Genomic DNA, 19,279 nt, shown 5'->3' with positions numbered 1-19,279 from the left:
CTCTTGCTTGGGCGCAGCTTAACGCCCTATCGGGGTGTCCAGAATCATTAGGCCACTTCAAAGGCAGCCTTTCGGCCTGCTCAGCGATTGAAATCGCCCCCACAGGTTTTCCGCCTGACCTGGTAGCCCGGATGCAATCCGGGAAACCCTGCCGCTGTCCCTGGATTCGATCCGGGCTACGACTCTTTCATGTGGGGGCGAATTCATTCGCTGAGGGCAACGCAGTTGCCTCCACGGCTCAGTAAGGCAGCCCTTCGGCCCGCCCAGCGATTGAAATCGCCCCCACAGGTTTTCCGCCCGCCCCGGTAGCCCGGATGCAATCCGGGAAATCCCCGCCAGCGGATTGCCAGTGGATGTTGAGCTCGCAGGTGAGTTGGGCCTGGGGTTGGACGATGCACTGCTATTTACTATGATTAATTTTGAATCGCTTATGCGCGGATCTGCACGAAACGCATCGCCGATGGCCGCCCAACATTCGTTTGCAGCACAGGAATGATCATCATGGCCTCTTCTGCCAAAACCCGATCTGTCACCGCTCACGTTCCCGTCGAATTGGCCGAACGGGTCGATGAGGTTGCCGAGCGCCTGGAGCGCTCCAGGAACTGGATCGTCAAGCAGGCCTTGTCTGCCTGGCTCGACCAGGAAGAAGAGCGCAGCCGCTTGACCCGCGAGGCTCTGGCCGATGTGGATGCCGGCCGCGTGATCGACCATCAGGCCGTCCAGGCCTGGGCAGATAGCCTGAGCACCGACACGCCGCTGCCGGTGCCGCGCTGATGGAGTTGAAGTGGACGAGCAAGGCTCTGTCCGATCTGGCCCGCCTCTACGAGTTCCTATCGGTGGTGAACCCGCCCGCAGCGGCCCGCACGGTACAGCAGTTGGCGGCCGCGCCAACCACCCTGCTGGCCAACCCGCGCATCGGCGAACGGCTGGAAGAGTTCGCGCCGCGTGACGTGCGGCGGATTCTGGTGGGGCACTATGAGATGCGCTACGAGATCGCGGACTCCACCCTCTACCTGCTGCGCCTGTGGCACACCCGCGAGGATCGCTGATATCCCGGTGGTCCGAATTGCATCTGATGGGCTACGACTCTTTCATGTGGGGGCGAATTCATTCGCTGAGGGCAACGCAGTTGCCCCCTCATGTCTCGCAGGGCAGCCCTTCGGCCTGCTTGGCGATTGAAATCGCCCCCACAGGTTTTCCGCCTGACCTGGTAGCCCGGATGCAATCCGGGAAAACCCTGCCGCTGTCCCTGGATTCGATCCGGGCTACGACTCTTTCATGTGGGGGCGAATTCATTCGCTGAGGGCAACGCAGTTGCCCCCAAGGCTCAGTAGGGCAGCCCTGCGGCCGGCATCGCGATTGAAATCGCCCCCACAAGGTTTCCGCCTGACCTGGTAGCCCGGATGCAATCCGGGAAGGCGGGTCACCCCGACTCCCTTCACCCCCGCATCCGCGCGGCAACGGCCCTGGCCGGCACTCTCCGGCTTGCCAGTTAGACGCGTCCTACGACTTGCCGGGGCGCTGGTCCATGGAACTGCGATTTGCCCCTGGGATAAGGTTTTCGCCCCGTGGCAATCAGGAAACGACGCCACTTTCCAGCACTCCTGCCAAGGATGGCTTTCCATGGATCACCCACGTCCTGACGCACCTCGCCCGCAAGCCATGCCTTGGGGGCGGCCACCTTCCCGGGTCGTTCCGGCAAGCCGTCGTCATCCACCGCGTTGAACTCATCCAGAGGTCCCATGCTGCGCATTCCAGTCCTGTCGATCATGCTCGCCGCCGCACTGTTCGGCCCCCTTGCCGAGGCCGCTCTGGTCATCACCGGCACCCGCATCATCTACCCCGCCGAGCGGGAAGAGGTCACGGTCCAGATCAAGAACAACAGCACGACCCCGGTGCTGGCACAGGCCTGGATCGACGAGGGTGACGAGAACAGCACCGCGGCCAAGGCCAAGAGCCCCTTCCTGCTGACCCCGCCGGTGTTCCGCGTCAACCCGGGCAAGGGCCAGAGCGTGCGCCTGCGACTGCTGGCCAAGGCCCTGCCGCAGGACCGTGAGTCCCTCTACTGGTTCAACGTGCTGGAACTGCCGCCCAAGCCCAGCGAGGAAGAGCTGGACGGTCGGAACATGCTGCAACTGGCCTTCCGTACCCGCATCAAGCTGTTCTACCGCCCTGCGGGGCTGAGCGGCGTGGAGGAGGCGCCCAAACAGGTGAGCTGGCGGCTGGTCGAGGCCGACGGGGGCAGGGGCTTGGCCCTGGAAGGGCACAACCCCTCGCGCTTCCACGTTTCCTTCAGCGAGGTGGCGCTGGCCGGCCAGGCACGCACCGCCTTGGGCGGCGGCATGCTGGCGCCCGGCGAAACCCAGCGTTTTCCCTTGCCGGCCGGTGCGCCGCGCCCGGCGGCCGACGCCAAGGTCGAGTACACGATCATCAACGATTTCGGAGGCGGCGTGCCGATCACCCTGCCGCTCGGACGCTGACCTCTGGAGCCGATCATGGATGGTCGCCGCTTCCCCCTGGCCCCACTCAGCGCAGCGGTGCTGGGCGGCCTGGCCCTGCTGCCGGGCAATGTTTCCCTGGCTGAAGGCAAGACCCCGGCCAGGGTCATCTTCAACGACGTCTTCCTGGCCCCGGACGAGCGCACCTTCGATGTCAGTCTGTTCGAGGAGGAGAATCCGCTGGTCCCCGGCGACTATCGCGCCGACATCACCCTCAACGGCCAACTGACGCTGCGACGTGATGTGCGCGTCGCCCGCAATGCCCAGGGCGCGCCCATCGTCTGCGTCGACCGCGAGATGCTCGACCTGGTCGGCGTGGACCTCGACCTGCTGGATGACGCGGCGCGCCGGCTCCTGGAGGAAACCAGCCCCTGCACCGACCTGGCGGCCCTGATCGAGAACGCCAGGGCCAGCTTCGACATGGCGGCCCTTCGCCTGGAATTGAGCGTTCCCCAGGCCAGCCTGCGGCGCAACGCGCGCGGCTACGTGAGCCCGGAGCTGTGGGACCGTGGCGTCACCGCCGGGGTGCTCGGCTACAACCTCAGCGCTACCCGCTCGCAGACCCGCTCCGGCAATTCCGACTCGCTCTACACCGGGCTCGACGCCGGCATCAACCTGGGCGACTGGCGCCTGCGCCACAACGGCTCGCTGAGCTGGCAGGACGGCAGGTCGCGCGAGTACCAGGCGCTGAATACCTACCTGCAGCGCGACATCACCGCGCTGGAAAGCCAGCTGACCCTGGGCGAGACTTCCAGCAGCGGCGAGCTCTTCGACAGCATCCCGTTCACCGGCGTGCAACTGGCCAGCGACGACCGCATGAAGCCCCACACCCAGCGCGGCTATGCGCCGATGATCCAGGGCATCGCCCGCACCAACGCGCGGGTGCAGGTGCGCCAGTTCGGCAACCTGCTGCTGGAAACCACCGTGGCGCCCGGCGCTTTCATCATCGATGACCTCAACGCCATGGGCTACGGCGGCGACCTGGACGTCACCGTCATCGAGGCCGACGGCAGCGAACAGCACTTCTCCGTGCCCTACGCCTCGGTAGCCCAGCTGCTGCGCCCCGGTGCGCGTCGCTACAACCTCGCCGCCGGCAGGCTGCGCAACGACAGCCTCAAGGACGAACCCTACTTCCTCCAGGGCACCCTGCAGCAGGGCCTCAGCAACCTGGTCACTGCATACGGCGGCGCCCAGGCCAGCGAAGACTACATGGCGGTGATGGCCGGCTCGGCCTACAGCACCAGCGTGGGGGCGCTGGCCATCGACCTGACAGAGGCCCAGGCGCGTCTGCCCAGCGGTGATCACAACGGCCAGAGCCTGCGCCTGACCTACAACAAGAACCTGGTGCAGAGCGGTACCAACATCGCCATCGCCGCCTACCGTTTCTCCACCGAGAACTACATGGACCTGAACACCGCCGCCCAACTGCGCGATGCGGAGCAGCATGGCTCTCTCGACAGGAGTGCCGGCCGGCTGCGCAGCCGCCTGTCCGCCACGGTCAGCCAGGAACTCGGCGACTGGGGACGGGTGACCTTCAACGGCATCTCCCAGAACTACTGGAACCGCTCCGGCAACGACCTGCAGTACCAGTTCAGTTACGCCCGCCAGGTGCGTAGCATAGGCCTGGCCGTCTCTGGCACCCGCAGCGAGAGCAAGGGCCAGGCCGCCGACAACAACCTGCTGATCAGCCTGAGCATGCCCCTGGACTTCGGCAGGAGCAGCAGCCGCCAATACCTCTCCGCCGGCTACAGCCGCGGCAGCGACGGCCGCCACAACGAGCGCGCCTCCCTCAGCGGCATCGCCGGCGAGGACAGCGAGTACAGCTATAGCGTCTCGGCCTCGCGCGACAGCAGCACTCGCACCGTCAGCCCCTCGGTCAGCGGCCGCTACGCCGGCCCCTATGCCAGTGCCAGTGGCAGCATGAGCCAGGGCAAGGGTTACAAGAGCGCTTCCCTCGGCCTGAACGGCAGCATCGTCGCCCACCCCATGGGTGTGACTTTCGGCCAGCAGAGCGGCGAGACCATGGCCGTGGTAGTGGCCCCAGGAGCCGGCGGCGCGCGGCTGTCGGGCCGCTCCAACCTGCGCCTGGACCGCTCCGGCCAGGCGCTGCTGCCCTACCTGCAGCCCTACGAGATGAACACCGTCGGCATCGACCCTCGTGGCAGCTCGCTGAACGTGGAACTGGCCGAAACCAGCCGCCAGGTGGCGCCCCGTGCCGGCGCCGTGGTGCTGTTGGAATACGAGACCAGCCGCGGCCGCGCCGTGCTGCTGCGCGCCACCCTGGGCGACGGCACGCCGGTGCCCTTCGGCGCCAACGTGCTGGACTCCGCCGGGAAGGACCTGGGCCTGGTCGGCCAGGACGGCCAGCTCTACGCCCGCGTCCAGGAAGACGCGACCTACGCCGAGGTGCGCTGGGGGCAGGGCGGCGAACAGCAATGCCGGGTGACCCTGCCCGATGCCGCCAACGACCTGGACATGCAGGAGGTCCTGTGCGCCCGCTGAACCTGACCAACGAGGCCCGCCGCCGGACCCGCAAAGAGAACCCGTTGCCCTACCGCTTGATTGCCGCCCAGTGCCTTTGCCTGCTGGGCATGCAGCAGCAGGCCCGGGCCAAGATCTGCGCCAGCATTCTCGCCCGGGCGGAGTAACCGCAGGGGCGGAATATCACGGCAGCCGTCCCCATGACGGTCGTTACGGCTGGCGCCTTAAACTGGAGGACGCAGATCAGCTATCACACTATCAGTCTTCCCAATGTGAGGGTTCCCGACGATGCGCCGGAGCCGATCCCCCTGGCCTTGTGCAGCAGGACCAAGGGGTGGGCCTGGGGGAGCATCCGGCGAGCAGCTTGAAGCATGGAGGAGACGCCACTCCCTGGGTCGAATTCGCCCTGCGGTACAGCAACCGCCAGCCTTTTTACGGGGCGCTAGGAGCCGGCGATCTCTTCAATGGCGACATGATCGATCAGGAAAAATTTCCCAACTGGATTTCGGTCCGTGCGCAGGACGAGTTCATGAGTTGGGTAGGGGATGGCGGTGCCGTCCGCGTGCGGCTGGATGACGCAAAAGCATCGTCTTTTCGGTTGGACCCTCTCTTGATCCAATTGCAAATGCGGGACGCGTACTACAACTGGAAGCTCTTTGGGGGTGTCTCCCCCGATGACCGCAAGACCGAATACAGCCTCCCCATGCGGGCGCGTTATTTCCGGCAGGAGAACGACCTCATCGAGCCCCTGGACCTAGTCTTTCCCGGGCGCCGGGTTCCTGGCCTTCAACCAGCCCATGCGCAGGTGCAGTTGCGCGGCGAAGGCACGCGCGGCGAGTTCCTCCTGGAACGTCAGACTGCGATGCCCAAGGCGTACACGCCAGAAGATACGACCGCTTTTCTCGAAGGGCTCAATCCGCACTTCATCCATGTTTCTCCAGGTCTCCCGTGCGTTTGGCCGGGCGGTCGCGGGTCTTCAGCAGCGACAGCAGCACACCACCGGCAAGTAGACCGAAGGTTACGCCAAGGGACAGCAGCGGGGGAATCTTGCCGATGAATCCGTGCAGGAAAATCTTGCCGCCGATGAAGATCAGCACCAGGGCCAGGGCGTACTTCAGATACACGAAGCGGTGCATCAGCGCCGCCAGGGCGAAGTACAGGGCACGCAGGCCGAGGATGGCGAAGATGTTCGAGGTGTAGACGATGAACGGGTCCTGGGTGATGGCGAAGATCGCCGGGACGCTGTCCACCGCGAACACCAGGTCAGCCAGCTCGATCAGCACCAGGGCCAGGAACAGCGGGGTGGCGTAGAGCAGGGCCTTGCTTTCACCCGCCTGCTTCAGGCGCACGAAGAAGTGCGAGCCGTGCAGGTCGTCGGTCACGCGGATATGGCGGCGGACGAACTTCAGTACCGGGTTGTTGGCCAGGTCCGGGTGAGCTTCCTCTTTCGAAACGAGCATCTTCACCCCGGTAAATAGCAGGAAGGCGCCGAACACGTAGAGGATCCAGTCGAACTCCTTCACCAGGGCGCTGCCCAGGCCGATCATGATGGCGCGCAGCACCACCACGCCGAGGATGCCCCAGAACAGCACGCGGTGCTGGTAGCGGCGGGGGATGGCGAAGAAGCCGAAGATCATGGCCATGACGAAGACGTTGTCCATGGACAACGACTGCTCGACCAGGAAGCCGGTGTAGAACTCCAGGGCGCTCTGCGCACCCAGCTCGAACCACACCCAGACACCGAACAGCACGCCGACGCTGAAGTAGCCGCCGTAGAGCAGCAGGCTTTCGCGCATCTCGATTTCGTGCTGGTCACGGTGCAGCACGCCGAGGTCGAAGATCAGCAGGGCGAGGACGATTGTGAGGAAGACGAGCCACAACCAGGTGGCGGTGCCGAGGAAGTCGGCGGTGAGAAATGCATGTAGAGCTGCCATGAGCCCCTCCTTCTGTCGTTGATAAAACGTGACTCCGACATGGCGGCTGGCAAGCCGTCAGAGGGGCCCGGCGTCACAGAGGGAAGCCTAACCGTTGGTCGGGGAAAGGAGGAACGGACCCGCTGTAACAATTCTTTGCCCGTTGTAGGAAATCTCCTAAGTCATGTTTGCGAATGCGTAAATTTTACATTTGTAAATAATTATCATTGGATGGTAATTTTCGCATCCGCCGCCGGATGCGATCCCGTCTGCGCGGTCCCCAGGCGCCAGCCAAGAGCGCCGCACAGAAGAACAAGTCCGTTGGTTAGCCGGCCAACAAGCAGACAGACCATCCAAGGGGATTGAGAGTGCAACAGCAGTATGCGTTCAACGCGGCAGGGACGGCTGGGGATGCCGTTGCCGCGCGGCTCACGCGCCATCCGTTATCCATGGCGATTCTGGGGGTGACCCTGGCATTGCAGACCGGAATGGTGCTGGCCGAGGAGCAGCAGAACGGCGAAGGAACGCTGGAAATCGGGGCTACATCCATTACCGACAACCGCCTGGGGGAGACCACCGAAGGCACGGGTTCCTACACCACCGGTTCGACGCGCACCGCCACCAAGCTGGCGCTTTCGCCCCGCGAGACCCCGCAATCGGTCAGCGTCATCACCCGCCAGCAGATGGATGACCAGGGCCTGACCAACATCGGCGAAGTGCTGTCGAAGACCCCCGGCATCACCGTCAACAAGCTCGACAGCAGCCGCGCCAGCTTCAAGTCCCGCGGCTTCGAGATCGACAACTTCCAGGTCGATGGCATGCCGGCAGCCTTCCGCTTCGGTAACGGCATCGACCAGACCGACATGGTCATCTACGACCGCGTGGAAGTGCTGAAGGGTTCCACCGGCCTGCTCAGCGGTTTCGGCAGCCCGTCGGCGACCGTCAACCTGGTGCGCAAGCGCCCGACCCGCGAGCTCTCCGGCTACGTCTCCGCCAGCGCGGGCAGCTGGGATACCTACCGCAGCGAATTCGACATCGGCGGCGCGCTGACCCCTGAAGGCAACGTGCGTGGCCGCTTCGTCACCGCCTACGAGGATGGCCAGTCCTTCATGGACCACCTGTCCGAGAAGAAGCAGGTGTTCTACGGCATCCTCGAATCCGACATCACCGAGGACACCCTGCTGAGCGCAGGCCTGAGCCGCCAGACCAACCGTCCGGAAGGTTCCTCCTGGGGCCCCTCGACGCCGCTGTTCGACAGCAATGGCAACAAGTTCCGCTTCTCCCGCTCGTTCAACCCCGGCACCAAGTGGAGCCAGTGGGACAACACCAACGACAACGCATTCGTGACCCTGGAACAGCGTTTAGCGTACGACTGGACGGTGAAGGCGTCGATCACCCGCACCGAGACCGATGCGCCCATCACCCTGGGTTCGGCGGCCAGCGGCAACCCGAATCCGGTGGATGGCAGCGGCATGTCCATCTGGCGTGGCAAATACCGCTACGAGACCAGCCAGAATGCCTACGACCTCTACGCCAGCGGACCTTTCCAGCTGCTGGGCCGGGAGCATGAGTTGGTGGTCGGCCTGTCGCACCGTGACATCGAGTCCAAGTCCACCAACTGGCCGTTCTTCTTCGACAGCGTGTCCACCATCAACGGCTGGACCGGCGACTTCCCCGAGCCCGCCTGGGGCAACCCGACTTCCAAACAGGATGACGAGCTGAAGGAATCCGCGGCCTACCTGACCGGACGCTTCAAACCCACCGAAGACCTGTCGGTCATCCTGGGCAGCCGTGTTTCCAACTGGGAGATGGACAGTACCGGGACCAACCTGGTGACCGGCCAGAGCGGCAAGCTGCAGGACCTGCAGGAAAACGGTGTGGTGGTGCCCTATGCCGGCGTGGTCTACGACCTCGACGACACCTGGTCGGTCTACGCCAGCTACACCAGCATCTTCAAACCCCACGAAAGCGAAACGGACGCCAGCGGCAAGGCCATCGAGCCAGAAGAGGGCGACGCCTACGAGACGGGCCTGAAGGGTGAGTTCTTCGATGGCCGCCTGAATGCCAGCCTGGCGCTGTTCGAGGTCAAGCAGGACAACCTGGCGGTGGACACCGGTGTCATCGATCCGGTCACCAACAGGAGCGTGTTCCGGGCGGTGCAGGGCGCCAAGACCAAGGGCTTCGAGCTTGAAGTCGCCGGTGAACTGATGCCGGACTGGCAGGTGCAGGGCGGCTACACCCACCGCATCACCCGTGATGGCGACGACAACAAGATCTCCACCACCGAGCCGGAAGACATGTTCCGTCTTTCCACCAACTACCGCCTGCCGGGCCAGTTCAACAAGCTGAGCATCGGCGGTTCGGCCAGCTGGCAGAGCAAGATCTGGACGGACGTGAACCCGCAGCGCTACACCCAGGGCAGCTACTGGGTGCTGGATGCCATGGCCAAGTACCAGGTGACCGAGCAGGTTTCCGTCACCTTGAACGGCAACAACCTCACCGACGAGAAGTACTTCAGCAATCTGGGCTTCTACAACGGTGGTTTCTATGGCGATCCGCGCAACTTCACCCTGACCACCCGCTTCGACTTCTGATGCGGCGAGGCCCCTTTCCCGACGGGGAAAGGGGCCTCTGACGTCTTGTAGGAGCGAGCTTGCTCGCGAAGGGCCGTGCTCGGACTGTTCGCGAGCAGAGCTCGCTCCTACACAGGGCCGCGAGTGGTGGGCCGGTGAAGCGTGGTCCACCCTACGTCTGATTTCCTGTTCTCAATACACCCAGACTTCCACTCGACGGTTACGAATCCGTCCTTCTTCGGCCGTGTTGGCCGCAACCGGCAGTTCGTCACCCAGACCGGTCACTTCCTTCAGGGTGACGCCGCCCTTGGCCAGTTCGCGGCGGACGGCCATGGCCCGGAGCTTGGACAGGAGTTCGGCACGTTGCGGGTCCGCTTTCGGATCGCCGAAGCCCACCAGCACCACCTTCTGTTGCAGCTTGTCGGTCTGCTTCAGGTAGTCCAGCACCCGCTGCACGTCGCGCAGGGCCTTGTTGTCGAGGTTGGCGTTGCCTTCCTGGAAGCGGAAGTTCACCGACAGTCGCTGGGCATTGGTGGCCAGTTCGCGATAGCTCTCCGGCATGTCCTTCTGCACCTGGACCTTGATCGACTGCACCTGCTGGGCGACGAAGCCGGTCTGGTCGACGATCGCCTGGCCGCGCGGGCTCTGGGCGAAGTGCACCAGGGCCTTGGCCCAGCGGTTCTCCTCACCCGGCTTGATGTAGAAGAACAGCCGGCGCGACAGTGGGTAGTCCTCGGTGGCGATCAGTTCGGCGCTGGGCGGCATGGCTTGCGAGTCGCCGTCGGCGATGGCCAGGGCGCGGGCCTGGTTGATCGAGGCCAGGCCGACGAAGCCGATGCCCTGCGGGTCGCCGCTGACGGCGGCGGAGAGTTTGTCGTTGGACTCGAAGCGCTGGGCGGTGCCGGCCAGGGTCTTGCCCTGGCGGGCCAGCACCAGTTCCTTGAAGGTGTCGTAGGTGCCGGACTGGTCATCACGGGCATAAACATGAATGGCGCCGCCTTTGCCGCCGAGTTCTTCCCAGGTCTTCACCTCGCCGGCGAAGACCGCGGCCAGCTGCGCGGTGGTCAGGGCACGCAGCGGGTTGTCCGGGTGCAGGATGATGGCCAGGCCGTCGATGGCGATCACCTGTTCGGCCTGATGGCCGCGCAGGTCGCCGAAGGAGGACAGGTCCTGGGCTTCCGCGTCCTTGATCGGGCGCGAGGAGGCAGCCAGGTCGGCGCTGCTGTCCTTGAGCGCGATGAAACCGGTGGACGAGCCGTGGGCCGCGAGTTCCACGCGGACCTCTTTGCCATTGGCATCGTGGGCGAGGATGTGCACCTCGTTCTCGCGATCACCCGGCGTCTGGTGAACGGCGCGCATCCCTTCTTCTTCCAGCATCCCCTTGACCAGGGCCGGCCCAAGCTTGGCGCCTATGGTGTTGGAGCCCTGGATGCGCAGGACGGTTTCGGGCTGGGCGGCGAACACCGACCAGGGGAGTGCGTAGCAGATGAAACCGAGCAGCAACATGCTGAGGGTACGACCCCACAGATCCTTGTCGCTGGCGGTCATGGCGCGCGGCATGGGCAGACACCTTGTTCTGGGTTTGGAGGGAGCCGCGAGATTAAGTCAGTCGGGTGACGGAGATATGACAGGACTGCTCTGTTCTGCGGTTTTCCACCGGCCTAGGAAATTTCTCTGCACCGAAGGGCCCGTTGCCTTCATGGAACCGAGCCCCGGCTCATCACCTTCGCCTGTAGGGTGGCCGGCTTCTGCGAGCGCCCCCAACGGCGTCTTGCAGCGAATTCCCCGAAACCTGAAGGAGTTTTGTGACATGAGTGGTTGGTATGAGCTGCGCAAGAACAGCAGCGGCACCTGGCGCCTGCGATTGAAAGCGGCTGATGCTCGGACCCTGCTGGACAGTGGCGTGTACCAGGATAGGGCCGCTGCGGAGGACGCCATGGCCCTGATGCGCGAGAACTGCGCGCGTGAGGAGCGCTTCGTGCGGCGCATCGATTCGAGCGGCAAGAACTACTTCAAGCTGCGTGCCGCCAACCAGGACGTGATCGTGCGCAGCCATCTCTACGATTCCGAGATCGCCCTGCAGCACGCCATTGAAACCATCATGCGGGTAGGTACGACCCAGCAGGTGAAGGAAGCCTGAGGCAGGCACTGAACGAAAAAGGCCCATCATCGATGGGCCTTTTTCGTTGAGCGTAGAGTGAATCACGCTGCGATGGTTCGGCGCTTGTGTAGGAGCGAGGGGGACACCCAGTTCTTGCTCGCGAAAGACCGAGCTCAGCAGGTTCGCCAGCAAGCTGGCTCCTACATCCACCCGGTAGCAATATCAGCCCAGTTCCAGCCAGATCGGCGCATGGTCCGAAGGCTTTTCCATTCCGCGCAGTTCGTAGTCGATACCGGCATCCTTGATACGCGCCTGCAGCGGTTGGCTGGCAAGGATCACGTCGATGCGCAGGCCACGCTTGGGCTCGTCCTCGAAGCCGCGGCTGCGGTAATCGAACCAGCTGAAACGGTCGTTCACTTCCGGATTGAGCTGGCGGAAGCTGTCCACCAGGCCCCAGCTCTTCAGGCGTGCCAGCCATTCGCGCTCTTCCGGCAGGAAGCTGCATTTGCCGGTCTTCAGCCAGCGCTTGCGGTTCTCTTCGCCGATGCCGATGTCGCAGTCTTCCGGCGAGATATTGATGTCGCCCATCACCACCAGTGGCTGGCTGGGCTGGAACTGCTGCTCCAGCAGGACCTGCAGGTCGGCGTAGAAGCGTTCCTTGGCCGGGAACTTGATGGGGTGATCGCGGCTTTCGCCCTGGGGGAAGTAGCCGTTCATCACCGTCACTGGGTTGCCCTGGGCATCGGCGAAGGTGCCATAGATGAAGCGGCGCTGGGCGTCTTCGGCGTCACCGGGGAAGCCCTTCGACAGCGCCAGCGGTTCCTGGCGGGAGAGCAGGGCGACGCCGTAGTGGCCTTTCTGGCCGTGGTAGTGCACGTGGTAGCCGAGCTGGCGGATTTCGGCTTCCGGGAACTGCTCGTCGGAGACCTTGGTTTCCTGCAGGCCGATGACGTCCGGCTGGTGCTTGGCGATCAGCGCTTCGAGCTGGTGGGGACGTGCCCGCAGGCCGTTGATATTGAAAGAAACGATCTTCATCGCGAGGCATCCTGGCAAAAAGGCGATGCTAGCCCATGGATGACTGGCCGGCCAGCCGCGTGGCTGGGTGGGAGAACTGGTGCTAAGTTCCCTTGTGGCCCGATAGAACCCATAACAAAAGAGGTGCCGTGAATGCCCGGTTACATCCCTACCGCGCCGGTCGAGGTGCGCATGCTGGACGGCGGTTACGCTCGCGAAGCACGGTCGCTGCTGTATCACGCCTATCGTCATGAACCCACCTTCGCCTACCTGTTCGATGCTGAAAGACCCGGCTACGAGCAGCGGGTGCGCGCCACGGTGCGCGAACTGGTGCAGCAGCATTTCCTGGAGGACCTGCCGGCCGTTGGCTTGCTGATCGAGGAGCGTCTGGTGGGTATCGCCCTGATTGCGCCACCGCAGCGCCGCCTGGACATCACCGAGAGCTGGGGATGGCGCTTGCGCATGCTGCTCACCACCGGCTTCCGCTGCACGCGCCGCTACCTCGACTACCACGATGCGGTGCTCGCCTGCCTGCCGCCGGGGCCTTACCACGTACTGCCGCTGCTGGGCATCCATCCGGAGTTCCAGGGGCGCCACCTCGGCGAAAAACTGCTGGAGGCCCTGCATAACTGGTGCGCCGAGGACGACGGCTCACAGGGGGTGGTGCTGGATACTGGCAACGTCCGCTACCTGGAGTTCTACAAGCGCCAGGGGTACGAGGAAGTGGGGGAAGTGGCGCTGGGGCCGGTGGTCGAGCACGTGTTCTTCCATCCCAATCCACGACCTCTGATGCGTGCCAACCTCTGACAGAGCTTTCTCACGGAAACGCCGGACTGCCGTGCTAGCATGCCGCGCATGAAATACCGCCAAGGATTGCGCGGGCCGCTGCTGCTGGGCCTGCTTTGCACAAGTAGTCTGGCGCTGGCCAAGGCCACGCTGGATGTGAAGATCGATCCCGCCAACGCGGCGCTGAAGGCCAATATCGAGGCCTACATCGGCGCCCTTGGCGATCGCAACGAAGAAGCCCTGCGACGTTTCCGGCGCTCCGCCGAGGACCAGGCGCTCCAGGCCGCGAAGGCGCTTGGCTATTACCAGGCCAAGATCGACAGCCGCATCGACGGCGGCAAGGACCCCTCCCTGCACCTGTTGGTGGTTCCCGGCGAGCCGGTGCGCCTGCGCAATGTCGTGGTACGGATTGACGGCGAAGCCAGTGCCCACAAGGGCTTCCGCGTACCGCAAAGCAAGGCGCTGACCCAGGGCGCCCAGCTCAACCAGGGCGTCTACGAAGACGCCAAGAAACTGATCCAGAACCAGGCCCTGCGCTTCGGCTTCTTCGATGGCCGCTTCACGCGCCAGCGCCTGGACATCGACCCGCGCGCCGGCTTCGCCGATATCGAACTGGTCTACGACAGCGGCCCGCGCTACAGCCTGGGGGCGGTGACTTTCGACGGCGATACCCCCTTCGACCCGGATCTGCTGGCGCGGCTGGTGCCGTTCCCGGCCAATACGCTGTACGACTCCGACCAGGTCGCCAAGCTCAGCCAGAACCTGCAGGCCAGTGGCTATTTCGATGAAGTGCGGGTGGACGCCAGCCCGGTCAAGGGCGGCGGCCTGGTGATACCGGTCAAGGTCAAGCTGGCGGCGGTGAAGCCACGTACCGTCGGTCTGGGCGTTGGCTTCTCCACCGACGTGGGCCCGCGCGCCCGTGCCAACTGGACCCGCCATTGGATCAACCCCCAGGGCCATCGCCTGGGCGCGGAAACCGAGGTTTCCCCGGTGCGGCAGAACGTCGGCACCTGGTACGAGATTCCCCTCGATCCGCCGCTGACCGACACCTTGCGTTTTTCCACCGGCCTGCAGCGCGAGAACCTGGTGGACGTGGATAGCCGTCGCTTCACCATCGGTGGGCAGTGGCAGTCCAAATTGCCCAGTGACTGGCAACGGGTGGTCTCTCTGCGCTGGGAGCAGGAAACCTTCGACTTCGGCGATGGCAGCGACGATGGCCGCAGCAGCTTCCTCATCCCCGGCATCAGCTACGGCGTGACCCGCAGCGACAACAAGCTCGATCCCAATCGCGGCTATTCGCTGCAGTTCGACGTGCGCGGCGCCAAGGAGGGCATCCTCTCCGACACCGACTTCACCTACGCCAGTGCCATGGCCAAGGGGCTCTACACCTTGCCCGGTGGCCATCGCGTGCTGGGCCGGGTGCAGGCCGGCGGCATCGCCACCACTGACTTCGACGCAATTCCGCCGTCCCTGCGCTTCTTCGCCGGTGGTGACCAGAGCGTGCGTGGCTACGACTACCAGACCCTCTCGCCGGAAGACAGCAACGGCAAAAAGGTGGGCGGCCGCTACCTGTTGGTGGGCAGCGCGGAATACCAGTTCCCGATCACCGAGAAGTGGCGCCTGGCAGCCTTCGTCGACCGCGGCAATGCCATGGATTCCCTCAGCGCGGCGATGAAGACCGGCGCCGGCTTGGGCGTGCGCTGGGTCTCGCCGGTCGGGCCGATCCGCCTCGACCTGGCCAAGGCCCTGGATGATCCGGGCGGCTACCGCATCCACTTCTCCATGGGGCCAGAACTGTGAGGCGCGCACTGAAAGTCGGCCTCGCGGGGCTGGTCGTCCTCCTGGCGGGCGTGGTGGCGATTCCGGCCGTCCTGCTGTTCACGGAAACCGGTGGCCGCTGGCTGCTGGACCAGGTACCGGGGCTGGCGGTCGAGGAGTTCGACGGCACATTGGGCGGACGCTGGAGCGCCAAGAGCCTGATATGGCAGCAAGACGGCACAGCCTTGAAGGTAGAGGCGCCGCTGCTGGAGTGGTCCCCCGGTTGCCTGCTGCGTCGCACCCTTTGCATCGACGAGCTGGCCAGCGACGGCATTCAGCTGGACCTCCCGCCATCGGCTTCCGACGAAGACTCCGGTCCCGTCAGCCTGCCTGAGTTGCGCTTGCCCCTGGCGCTGGAAATTGGACAGGTGCGCGTCGGGCGCTTCGTGCTCGATGGCGACGATCAGTTGCAGCAACTGGACCTGGTGGCCCGCTGGCAGGCTGACGGCCTGCAGCTGGAGCGCCTCAGCCTGCGTCGCGATGAACTGGCGGTAGAGCTGCACGGCACCCTGCGCCCTGAAGGCGACTGGCCGCTGACGGTGGAAGGCAGCCTGCAGCTGCCGGCTCCCGGCGAGACGCCCTGGAAGCTGGCGCTGAAGGCCGACGGGGACCTGCAAGGCGTGCTCAAGCTCCAGGCCGACAGCAGCGGCTACCTCAACGGCCGCCTGGATGGCGAACTGCGCCCCTTGGCGGAGAACCTGCCGGCCAACGCCACGCTGCGGGTCGACGGCTTCAAGGCCAGCCCCGACCTGCCGGAAACGCTGACCCTCAATCAGGTGGAACTGAGCGCCAAGGGCGACCTCAAGGACGGCTACGCGGTACAGGGCAAGGCCAGCCTGCCGGGGGAGGGCGGTGCGGTAACGCTGGACCTGGCGGGTCGCGTCGATGCCCATGGTGCGGACATCCAGCAGCTTCTGCTCACCGGCGATCCGCAGCAGACCCTGGCGTTGCAGGGGCGCGTCGACTGGCAACAGGCGCTCGCCATCGACAGCCACCTGCAATGGCGCGATTTCCCCTGGCAACGGCTGTTCCCCCAGGAGCAGCCGCCGCCAGTGGACATGCAGCAACTGGATGCCGAAGTGCGCTACGTCGAGTCCCGCTACGAAGGCCGCTTCGACGCCCGGCTCAAGGGGCCGGCTGGTGATTTCAGCCTGGGCAGCCCGGTGGCGGGCGACCTGGCCAGCGTCACCCTGGCCGACCTGCAGCTCAAGGCCGGGCAGGGCAAGGTCGAAGGCCAGGTGAAGATCGACTTCGCCAACGGTGTCGGCTGGGACAGCCAACTGGCCCTGAGCGAACTGGACCCTTCCTTCTGGCTCGCTGAACTGCCAGGAACCCTGGCCGGCAAGCTGCAATCCCGGGGCGCCTGGCGGGACCAGCGTCTGGAGCTGAACGCCGATCTCGACCTCAAGGGCCAGATGCGTGGCCAGCCCGCCCTGCTCCAGGCCAAGGCCGAGGGTGCAGGCGAGCGCTGGCTGCTCAATGCCCTGCACGTGCGCCTGGGGGACAACCGGATCGAAGGGCAGGGGCAGCTGGACCAGAAGCTCAGCGGCCATCTCGACCTGGCCCTGAACCGCCTGGGCCAGCTCTGGCCAAAACTGTTCGGCAAGGCCCAGGGACGGCTCGACCTCGCCGGCACGCTGCAGGCACCGCAAGGCAAGCTGGTGCTGACCGGCGAGCGCATGGGGCAGGGTGACAACCGTCTCGACCACCTGAAGCTGGATGCCCAGCTCGATGCTGCCCAGCGCGGCCGTGTGCAGGTGCAGGTGGATGGCCTGGCTGCCGGCGACAACGAATTCGGCACGCTGACTGCCGAGGGCTCCGGCGACCGTGTGCGCCAGCAGCTGGAACTCAATCTCAAGGGGCCGATGGTCGAGCTGTTGCTGGCGCTGGACGGCAAGCTGGACGCCGGTAACTGGCGCGGCCGGTTGGCGCAAGGCGAAGTCCAGGCCGGCGGTCAGGACTGGCGCCTGGAAGCGCCGGCACGGCTGGAGCGGTTGGCCGACGGAAAACTCAATTTTGGTGCCCATTGCTGGCGTGCCGGGCAGGCGAGCCTTTGCGGCGGCGAGCAGCGCCTGATGCCTGAACCGAAACTGGACTACCGTCTGCGCGACTTCCCCCTGGCCAGCCTGGCGCGTTGGCTGCCGGAAGACTTCGCCTGGCAGGGTGAACTGAATGCCGACCTCAAGCTGGACCTGCCGGCCAGCGGCCCCAATGGCCGCATCACCGTAGACGCTGGCAGTGGCGTACTGCGCCTGAAGGAAGAAGACCGCTGGCTCGACTTTCCCTACCAGCGCCTGTTGCTGGACAGCACCCTGCGTCCGCAACGCATCGACAGCCAGTTGAGCTTCCAGGGGCAGGGACTGGGCGAGCTGCAACTGGACGCGCGAATCGATCCGCGCCCGGCGAACAAGCCGCTGTCCGGGCAGTTCCGCTTGGATGGCCTGGACCTCGCCGTGCTGCGCCCCTTCGTGCCCAAGGTGGAAACCCTGGACGGCCGCCTGCAGGGCGCCGGCAGCTTGAGCGGCACCCTGCAGGCACCTTACGTGCTGGGGAACCTGCACCTCGCCGATGGCCGCATCGGTGGCGGTGACTTGCCGGTGAGCTTCGACGCATTGGGCCTGGACGCGCGCATTGCCGGGGAAAGCCTGGAGCTGTCCGGGCAATGGCGCAGTGGCGAACAGGGGCAGGGCAGCCTGTCTGGTAACCTGGCGTGGGCCAAGGGGCTGGATGTGGACCTGGAACTGCGTGGATCGCGCCTGCCGCTGGTGGTGGAGCCCTACGCCAACCTCCAAGTAGAGCCTGATCTGCACATTGGTCTTGCTGGCGAGCGCCTTGCGGTGACCGGCAAAGTGCAGGTGCCGCGCGGCAAGATCAAGGTCCGCCAGCTACCGCCCCAGGCAGTCAAGGTCTCCCCGGATGCCCGCGTGGTGGGCGAACAGGACGAAAAACAGCAGCCCCTGCAGATGGCCATGAACGTCGACGTGGAAGTCGGCCAGGACCGCCTGCAGTTCTCCGGTTTCGGCCTGACCGCCGACCTCCAGGGTCACCTCAAGGTAGGCGACAACCTCACCGGCAACGGCGAGTTGGTGCTGAAGAACGGTCGCTACCGCGCCTATGGCCAGCGCCTCGACCTGCGCCGCGCGCGCCTGCTGTTCGCCGGCCCGCTGGACCAGCCGTACCTGGACGTGGAAGCCGTGCGCAACGTGGGTGACGTCACCGCCGGCCTACGCCTGAATGGCCGCGCCGACGAGCCGAGCACCGAAGTCTTCTCCAACCCGGCCATGAGCCAGGAACAGGCGCTGTCCTACCTGATCCTCGGCCGGCCGTTGAACAGCAGCGAAGGCGACGGCAATGCCGTGGGCCGCGCGGCGCTGGCCATGGGACTGTCTGGCAGCGCGCCGTTGACCAGCGAACTGGCCCAGCGCCTCGGTCTCAAGGACCTGCAGCTCGACGATGACGGCGCGATGGGCCAGATCACCGAGCGCCTGAGCATCCGCTATGGCCTCGGCGTGGTGGACTCCACCAGCGTCGTCGCGCTGCGCTACGAACTGACCAAGCGCCTCTACCTGGAAGCCGCGAGCGGCCTGGCCAGCTCCCTGGACCTGTTCTACAAGCGGGATTTCTAAGCGCGCATGCATTGTGGGGGCGAATTCATTCGCGAACGGGCCGCGAGCAACGGTGTAGGGAATGAGTTCGTAGGATGTGGCGGGCGGCGTTCCGCTGGAGCGAAGCGATACCCATCGGCTCCAACGAACAGCATGGGTATCGCTTCGCTCCACCCATCCTACGTTGCTGGTCTACAAGCGGGACTTCTAAGCGCGCACGCATTGTGGGGGCGAATTCATTCGCGAATGCAGGACGCAGTCCTGCCGTAGGGTGGATGACGCTCTTTTCATCCACCATCGGTGTCCAGTCGAGCCTCCGATGGTGGACCGATGAAGCGTGGCTCACGCTACGGTCTGGTCTCGAGCCAGCCTGACACAGCCCTCACCCCAACCCTCTCCCAAAGGGAGAGGGAGCATCCTGTGCCAATCGGACATTGTCTGCTTATCCTGTGGGGGCGATTTCAATCGCGAAGCAGGACGCAGTCCTGCC

At 65.0% G+C, this 19,279-nt stretch carries 14 protein-coding genes; 10 read left to right on the top strand and 4 right to left on the bottom strand.

Annotation, left to right across the window (positions count from 1 at the left end):
- Window positions 1-501: 501 nt before the first annotated feature.
- From E8F06_RS12625 to E8F06_RS12605, 5 genes are all read left to right on the top strand, one after another.
- Window positions 502-774 (top strand): ribbon-helix-helix domain-containing protein, encoded by a 273-nt coding sequence (locus E8F06_RS12625; RefSeq protein ID WP_280367585.1) that lies wholly within the window; start codon window positions 502-504, stop codon window positions 772-774.
- Window positions 774-1,049, top strand: a complete 276-nt coding sequence (locus E8F06_RS12620) for a type II toxin-antitoxin system RelE/ParE family toxin (RefSeq protein WP_280367583.1) — start codon at window positions 774-776, stop codon at window positions 1,047-1,049. Before E8F06_RS12625 ends, E8F06_RS12620 begins: the two co-directional genes overlap by 1 nt.
- A gap of 693 nt (window positions 1,050-1,742) precedes the next feature.
- Window positions 1,743-2,480, top strand: coding sequence for a fimbria/pilus periplasmic chaperone (locus tag E8F06_RS12615; protein ID WP_280367581.1), 738 nt, complete (start codon window positions 1,743-1,745; stop codon window positions 2,478-2,480).
- 15 nt (window positions 2,481-2,495) lie between these two features.
- The gene (locus E8F06_RS12610) at window positions 2,496-5,000 is read left to right on the top strand and encodes a fimbria/pilus outer membrane usher protein (RefSeq protein ID WP_280367578.1); all 2,505 of its coding nucleotides are present in this window, start codon (window positions 2,496-2,498) and stop codon (window positions 4,998-5,000) included.
- On the top strand, window positions 4,988-5,146 hold the full coding sequence (locus E8F06_RS12605) for a hypothetical protein (RefSeq protein ID WP_280367577.1): 159 nt from the start codon (window positions 4,988-4,990) through the stop codon (window positions 5,144-5,146). Before E8F06_RS12610 ends, E8F06_RS12605 begins: the two co-directional genes overlap by 13 nt.
- A 587-nt stretch (window positions 5,147-5,733) precedes the next feature.
- Here E8F06_RS12605 and E8F06_RS12600 read toward each other — a convergent pair.
- Both E8F06_RS12600 and E8F06_RS12595 read right to left on the bottom strand, forming a co-directional pair.
- On the bottom strand, window positions 5,734-5,910 hold the full coding sequence (locus E8F06_RS12600; protein WP_280367575.1) for a hypothetical protein: 177 nt from the start codon (window positions 5,908-5,910) through the stop codon (window positions 5,734-5,736).
- A complete protein-coding gene (locus E8F06_RS12595) occupies window positions 5,903-6,913 on the bottom strand; it encodes a TerC family protein (RefSeq protein ID WP_280367573.1) in 1,011 nt (336 codons plus the stop codon). The genes E8F06_RS12600 and E8F06_RS12595 overlap by 8 nt, the downstream gene beginning before the upstream one ends.
- 347 nt (window positions 6,914-7,260) lie before the next feature.
- Here E8F06_RS12595 and E8F06_RS12590 point away from each other — a divergent pair, with 347 nt between their 5' ends.
- A complete protein-coding gene (locus E8F06_RS12590) occupies window positions 7,261-9,486 on the top strand; it encodes a TonB-dependent siderophore receptor (RefSeq protein WP_280367570.1) in 2,226 nt (741 codons plus the stop codon).
- 171 nt (window positions 9,487-9,657) lie between these two features.
- On the opposite strand, the gene E8F06_RS12585 is transcribed toward E8F06_RS12590, so the two are convergent.
- The gene (locus tag E8F06_RS12585; RefSeq protein ID WP_280367568.1) at window positions 9,658-11,025 is read right to left on the bottom strand and encodes a phosphate ABC transporter substrate-binding/OmpA family protein; all 1,368 of its coding nucleotides are present in this window, start codon (window positions 11,023-11,025) and stop codon (window positions 9,658-9,660) included.
- Window positions 11,026-11,275: 250 nt separating this feature from the next.
- Here E8F06_RS12585 and E8F06_RS12580 point away from each other — a divergent pair, with 250 nt between their 5' ends.
- Window positions 11,276-11,605 (top strand): YegP family protein, encoded by a 330-nt coding sequence (locus E8F06_RS12580; protein ID WP_280367566.1) that lies wholly within the window; start codon window positions 11,276-11,278, stop codon window positions 11,603-11,605.
- Between the two features lie 183 nt (window positions 11,606-11,788).
- Here the strand turns inward: E8F06_RS12580 and xthA are convergent, their stop codons facing one another.
- Window positions 11,789-12,601: an exodeoxyribonuclease III gene (xthA, locus tag E8F06_RS12575; protein ID WP_280367563.1), complete on the bottom strand. Its 813-nt coding sequence runs from the start codon at window positions 12,599-12,601 to the stop codon at window positions 11,789-11,791.
- 132 nt (window positions 12,602-12,733) lie between these two features.
- Here xthA and E8F06_RS12570 point away from each other — a divergent pair, with 132 nt between their 5' ends.
- The 3 genes from E8F06_RS12570 to E8F06_RS12560 are packed head-to-tail and all read left to right on the top strand — an operon-like array spanning window position 12,734 to window position 18,810.
- The gene (locus E8F06_RS12570) at window positions 12,734-13,387 is read left to right on the top strand and encodes a GNAT family N-acetyltransferase (RefSeq protein ID WP_190827927.1); all 654 of its coding nucleotides are present in this window, start codon (window positions 12,734-12,736) and stop codon (window positions 13,385-13,387) included.
- A gap of 48 nt (window positions 13,388-13,435) precedes the next feature.
- Complete coding sequence (locus E8F06_RS12565) at window positions 13,436-15,166, top strand: autotransporter assembly complex family protein (protein WP_280367560.1); 1,731 nt, start codon at window positions 13,436-13,438, stop codon at window positions 15,164-15,166.
- On the top strand, window positions 15,163-18,810 hold the full coding sequence (locus E8F06_RS12560; RefSeq protein ID WP_280367558.1) for a translocation/assembly module TamB domain-containing protein: 3,648 nt from the start codon (window positions 15,163-15,165) through the stop codon (window positions 18,808-18,810). Before E8F06_RS12565 ends, E8F06_RS12560 begins: the two co-directional genes overlap by 4 nt.
- The last annotated feature ends 469 nt before the right edge of the window (window positions 18,811-19,279 follow it).

Origin of the sequence: Pseudomonas sp. BN411 (genome assembly GCF_029871235.1) — a bacterium.
GTDB lineage: Bacteria > Pseudomonadota > Gammaproteobacteria > Pseudomonadales > Pseudomonadaceae > Metapseudomonas.
This window is presented reverse-complemented; position numbering and strand designations above follow the sequence as displayed.

Coding starts and splice junctions, on each gene's coding strand:
- E8F06_RS12625 (WP_280367585.1), top strand. CDS start 502: ATGGCCTCTTCTGCCAAAACCCGATCTGTCACCGCTCACGTTCCCGTC.
- E8F06_RS12620 (WP_280367583.1), top strand. CDS start 774: ATGGAGTTGAAGTGGACGAGCAAGGCTCTGTCCGATCTGGCCCGCCTC.
- E8F06_RS12615 (WP_280367581.1), top strand. CDS start 1,743: ATGCTGCGCATTCCAGTCCTGTCGATCATGCTCGCCGCCGCACTGTTC.
- E8F06_RS12610 (WP_280367578.1), top strand. CDS start 2,496: ATGGATGGTCGCCGCTTCCCCCTGGCCCCACTCAGCGCAGCGGTGCTG.
- E8F06_RS12600 (WP_280367575.1), bottom strand. CDS start 5,910: ATGGATGAAGTGCGGATTGAGCCCTTCGAGAAAAGCGGTCGTATCTTC.
- E8F06_RS12595 (WP_280367573.1), bottom strand. CDS start 6,913: ATGGCAGCTCTACATGCATTTCTCACCGCCGACTTCCTCGGCACCGCC.
- E8F06_RS12585 (WP_280367568.1), bottom strand. CDS start 11,025: ATGCCGCGCGCCATGACCGCCAGCGACAAGGATCTGTGGGGTCGTACC.
- E8F06_RS12580 (WP_280367566.1), top strand. CDS start 11,276: ATGAGTGGTTGGTATGAGCTGCGCAAGAACAGCAGCGGCACCTGGCGC.
- xthA (WP_280367563.1), bottom strand. CDS start 12,601: ATGAAGATCGTTTCTTTCAATATCAACGGCCTGCGGGCACGTCCCCAC.
- E8F06_RS12570 (WP_190827927.1), top strand. CDS start 12,734: ATGCCCGGTTACATCCCTACCGCGCCGGTCGAGGTGCGCATGCTGGAC.
- E8F06_RS12565 (WP_280367560.1), top strand. CDS start 13,436: ATGAAATACCGCCAAGGATTGCGCGGGCCGCTGCTGCTGGGCCTGCTT.